Here is a 2,738-nt window from a genome sequence, read left to right on the forward strand (position 1 = left end):
GTGAGCGTCCGGCGAGCGGATTTTGCTGATCGGGCAAATCGGGCGATGTTCTGGCATTAGAACCAGCATTAGTGCTGACGTTAATACCAGATCGAAGAGGTTGGCATGGCTCGAATGGAGATCATTTCCGGCATTGAGCGTAGGCGGCGATGGTCGGACGAGGCTAAGCTGGGGATATTGGCGGAAGCGGATCAGCCTGGCGTTCGCATTGGTGATGTGGCTCGCCGCCATGATATCTATCCGGCTCAGATCCGTTTGTGGCGGCAGTCATTTAGCCGTATCAGCGCACCGGCAACGTTCCTTCCGGTCGAGCTCGTCGAGGAAGTGGGCCTTGCGCAAGCGCGTGACACTCCGCCAGCGCCAACGGTCATCGAGATCTTGCTACGAAATGGCCGTTGCTTGAAGGTTCCGGCCGACCTTGAACTGAAGATGCTCGCGTCGTTGATCACCTGTGTGGAGGCGGCATGATCGGGCCTTCAGGGAATGTGCGGGTCTATCTGGCCTGCGGGGTGACCGATATGCGGCGTGGAATTGATGGTCTATCGACGCTGGCCGAGACGGTCATAAAGGAGGCGCCAGGGTCCGGCGCTATCTTCGGATTCCGCGGCAAGCGCGCTGATCGGATCAAGCTCTTATGGTGGGATGGCCAAGGGTTCTGCCTTTTCTACAAGGTTCTTGAGCGCGGATATTTTCCTTGGCCGACGGCGAAGGATGGCGTTGTGCCCCTGACACAGGCCCAGCTTTCCATGCTTATCGAGGGTATCGACTGGCGTCGACCAGCGTGGACTTCCGCTCCAGGCCGAACGGCGTAAAAGCCTTATTTTACAAGGGAAATCCGGGCAAAAAACTAGCGCTGCAGGCGCAAATCGGCTACGTTTGCGGGCATGGAAACAACGCCGCTGGACAGTCAGGACGAGCTCTCTGCTTTGCGCGCGCTCGTCGCTGAACAGGCGGCGAAACTCAGCGAGCAAGAAGCCCAGGTCGTCAAACGCGACTCCATCATCAGCATTCTGCGCGCGCAGTTGGATCTGCTCCGCCATCGGCAGCATGGCCCTTCTTCAGAAAAGATAGATCGGAAGATCGAGCAATTTGAGCTGATGCTGGAGGAGATCGAGGCCTCCCGCGCCGAGGCTGAGATGCGCTCCGGGAAAGCCCCTTTGCCGGAGTTGGATGACGCACTTGGTAAGCCGAAGCGCAAACCTCTGCCGGATGACCTGCCAACCGAAGAGCTGGTCTATGCGGCGCCCTGCAGTTGTCCAGCCTGTGGTGGCACGTCTTTCCTCAAGGCGGCTGACAAGGTGGTGCAGGTGATGGAGCACGTACCGGCGTCCGTGAAGATTGTCCGCCACATTGAAAAGCGCATGATCTGCAAGGACTGCGATACGACGGTGTCCGGCGAAATGCCGACGTTGCCGATCGAGCGGGGCAAGCCCGGACCGGGGTTGCTCGCCCATATCATGGTCGCCAAGTTCGACGATCACATCCCGCTCTACCGTCAATCCGAGATGTACGACCGGCTAGGGATAGACATCTCCCGGTCCGTCATGGCGGACTGGATGGGCCGTGTGTCCGTACTGCTTTCGCCCCTCATCTTGCTGATCAGGGCCCACATCGCCGCGGTTGATAGAATACATACGGACGATACCCCGGTCGATGTTCTCGACCCTGGGCGAGGAAAGACGAAAACCGGCAGGGTCTGGGTCTATGTCTTCGATGGCAGTGGTTATCAAGATCCAACCCCCAGAGCCATTGCCTACTATTATAGCCCCGACCGCAAGGGCGCGCATCCGGCCGACCACCTCGCTGACTTCAGCGGCGTGATGCATGCCGATGGCTATGGTGGCTATAAGAAGCTTTACGGCAACCAAATCATCGAGGCTGCGTGCATGGCGCATGTGCGCCGCAAGTTCCATGATGTGATCAAACTCAAGCCGTCACCGGTCGCCGAGGAAGCGCTGGCACGCATCGGCGCGCTCTACGATATCGAGGATCGTATCCGCGGCATGCCGGCCGACGAGCGACGCGCACTGCGCCAGGAACATGCCAGGCCCATCCTGAGGGACCTGAAGGTCTGGATCGAGGATACGCTGCAGACGTTGCCGCAGAAACAAAAAATGGCGGAGGCGATGCGCTACGCCCTGTCGCGGTGGGCAGCATTGAGCGTTTACGTCGACGACGGGCGCGTTGAGATCGACAACAATATCGCTGAGCGTGCGATGCGCCCCCTCGGAATCGGAAGAAAAAATTGGCTATTCGCCGGCTCGGACAAGGGCGGCGAGCGCATCGCGAATATCCTGACCATCATTGAAACGGCCAAACTGCATGGCCACAATCCCGAGACCTACCTCACGGACGTCCTAACCCGGATCAAAGATTACCCGGTAGACAGGCTTGAAGACCTGTTGCCGTGGAATATGCTTCCGACGGTCTCCACTGCGCAAAAGGCCGCTTGATGGCTCGCTCATTGCATATCTACACGATCAAAGACGTCGCCGCCATGATCGGCGAAAACCTTGAACTGCTCAGAGAAATCTCCGCCAACTCAGATAACATTGACTACGGCGAAATGGTCCACGTCCACGACGGGACAGAGGACGGCACAACCGGCTTCACCGATCGGGGCATTGAATGCCTCCAGGAACTCCTGGCCGACATCAGGACATGGGACGGAGGAATCCGACAGTTCTTGGTCGATGAACAATGCGATCCCGAAATGATCGAGCGCGTAATGGCAGACG

Annotated in this window: 5 protein-coding genes; 4 read left to right on the forward strand and 1 reads right to left on the reverse strand. The window is 58.4% G+C overall.

What is annotated here, in order from left to right; all coding sequences use genetic code 11:
* The coding region (locus AC13QO_RS29770) for a hypothetical protein (protein ID WP_488542752.1) at positions 1–231 on the reverse strand (231 nt) is incomplete at its 3' end.
* Between AC13QO_RS29770 and AC13QO_RS29775 the strand changes: the two genes are divergently transcribed.
* The 4 genes from AC13QO_RS29775 to AC13QO_RS29790 all read left to right on the forward strand — a co-directional run.
* Entirely contained in the window at positions 178–468 is a 291-nt protein-coding gene (locus tag AC13QO_RS29775; RefSeq protein ID WP_488542751.1) for a transposase, read from the forward strand. The two genes, AC13QO_RS29770 and AC13QO_RS29775, sit on opposite strands and share 54 nt — an antisense overlap.
* A complete protein-coding gene (tnpB, locus tag AC13QO_RS29780) occupies positions 465–812 on the forward strand; it encodes an IS66 family insertion sequence element accessory protein TnpB (protein WP_488542748.1) in 348 nt (115 codons plus the stop codon). Before AC13QO_RS29775 ends, tnpB begins: the two co-directional genes overlap by 4 nt.
* Positions 813–884: 72 nt before the next feature.
* Entirely contained in the window at positions 885–2,453 is a 1,569-nt protein-coding gene (gene tnpC / locus AC13QO_RS29785; RefSeq protein WP_488542749.1) for an IS66 family transposase, read from the forward strand.
* Positions 2,453–2,738, forward strand: a 286-nt coding sequence (locus tag AC13QO_RS29790; RefSeq protein WP_488542750.1) for a hypothetical protein, incomplete at its 3' end; no start/stop codon positions are given. The genes tnpC and AC13QO_RS29790, both read left to right, overlap by 1 nt.

This window comes from Rhizobium sp. CNPSo 3670 (assembly GCF_057784555.1).

What these genes read in the sequence shown, in the direction of transcription:
- tnpB (WP_488542748.1), top strand. Translation starts at nt 465, where the DNA reads ATGATCGGGCCTTCAGGGAATGTGCGGGTCTATCTGGCCTGCGGGGTG.
- tnpC (WP_488542749.1), top strand. Translation starts at nt 885, where the DNA reads ATGGAAACAACGCCGCTGGACAGTCAGGACGAGCTCTCTGCTTTGCGC.